The sequence below is a fragment of the Trebonia sp. genome (assembly GCF_049794275.1).
In the GTDB taxonomy this organism is placed as follows: Bacteria; Actinomycetota; Actinomycetes; order Streptosporangiales; family Streptosporangiaceae; genus Trebonia.
In genome coordinates this window covers 1-1,674 of the sequence record NZ_JBARCR010000615.1, presented here as the reverse complement: position 1 = coordinate 1,674, position 1,674 = coordinate 1, and the positions used below count along the sequence as shown (strand labels likewise).

Annotated in this window: 1 protein-coding gene and 1 pseudogene; both read right to left on the bottom strand. The window is 70.7% G+C overall.

Annotation, left to right across the window (positions count from 1 at the left end):
* Window positions 1–331, bottom strand: a pseudogene (locus tag WA805_RS16535) (hypothetical protein); the annotation flags it as partial.
* Window positions 332–633: 302 nt separating this feature from the next.
* The coding region (locus WA805_RS16530; protein WP_425242780.1) for a hypothetical protein at window positions 634–1,674 on the bottom strand (1,041 nt) is incomplete at its 5' end.

Here is a 1,674-nt window from a genome sequence, read left to right as displayed (position 1 = left end):
GTGCGGTCGGGCGCGGCGACGGCGAGCGGGAGGATGCGGACGCCGACGGCGACGTCCTGGCCCGGCGCGGCGGGACCGTGACCACCGCCGGCGGCGCGGCGATGGCGAGATAAGCCGGGTTCCCTGGGCAGGCACTGGCGGCCGCCGCATCGCATCCGGCCGCGGTGGCCCGCGGATTCACGATCGCCCTGCTGGCCGCCGGGCCGGCGAAGAGTTCGCTGCGGGCCAGGTAGAGGCCCCCGCCGGTCAGCACCGCCAGCGCGAGCACGCCGGACAGCAGGAACCTGACCCGGCGGGCCGACGTAGCCGCCATCCGTGCTCTGCGATCCATGTCATCACCGCCTACAGGCGCTGACACTAGGACATTGGCACCGGATTTCGTCCCAGTATGGACGAATGTCACCAAGTAGTCTCCGCGGCTGGAATAGCGCTGGCCGGCCTCGCGTTCCTATCCTCGTGTCGGTGCGTTAGTGTCCCCCGGGCCTACCCACTGCCTTCATGGAATACCGTCCGGCTGGAGCCATGATGCGCCTTTCGCCGTGAGGCGGCCTGCGTACCGGCCACGGCACGCCCTCGCGAGCGCACGCTCCCGGGGGCGCTGTCATGTCCGGCTTCGTGGCCGGGCCGGCAGGGCTACTGGTAGGAGATCATCACCGGTGCCGGTACGTTCACCATCGTCTGCTGCGGGGTGAGCATCGGGTGATCCTTGACGAGGAAGTTCTTCCACCCGAAGTACACCCCGCGCGGCGCCGCGCCCGTCACCGCGTTCCAGGTTTCCTGCTTCGCCGCGGGCGTGCCCTGGCCGTCCATGTGGACGACGATCGCGAGGTCGTCGTGGCTGGTGTCGAGATCCGGTTCGCCGGCGATCATCGATAGCTGGAACTGATGCAGTACCAGCAGCTTCTGCGGCAGGTGATATCTCGCGGTGAGCGTCGCGAGCCAGCCGATGACGCTGTTGACCTCGCCGATGTCCACGTGCCCGATCTGGCGCAACGGCTTCTGCCCAGGCTGGAGCTTCCATTCCGCGTCGATCGCCAGCCCGACGTCAGGGAGCCGGAGCAACGACTCGTACAGCTGGGCCTGGGCAAGCAGGCTAGCGCGTCCGGGCTGGAGGTCAAGGATGACGTACATGCCGGCCGCGGCCGCCTGGCTGACCCACGGCTGCAGCGATGACACCGGCGACTCGTACGAATAGTTCCCGTCCGCGCCCGGCGACGCCTCCGCCACCGTGGCGATGATCTCGAACGCGGGGACAACCGGCACCCTGCTGAGTGGCTGGTAGGCGGCGGCCATCTGCTCCGCCCTGGCCACGCTGGCGGTCAGGTCCTGCTGCCCCAGCGCGCCGAGGCCTGGCGTCCCCGGGTATCCGTACAGCGCCACCAGTCGCCGCCAGGGAAACATCACCTGCCCGCCGCCGGGAAGCTGACGGCCAGTCTCCGCCACGGCCAGCCGGCTGCCCAGGCGGGTGGCGGGCCCGAACTGCGCCCCCACCCCTACCACGTAGAGCGGCCTGAGCCGGGCCAGCACGAGGATTGCCGCGGGGTCGGCCCGCGGATCCCCGCCGCGCACGCCGACCACGGCTGCGCCCGCCGCCTCGGCTGTGACGGTGACCGCGGTGATCTCCGGGGTGGTCTCCCCGCGGCTGACCAGCACCCCGACACGACTGAGCGACGC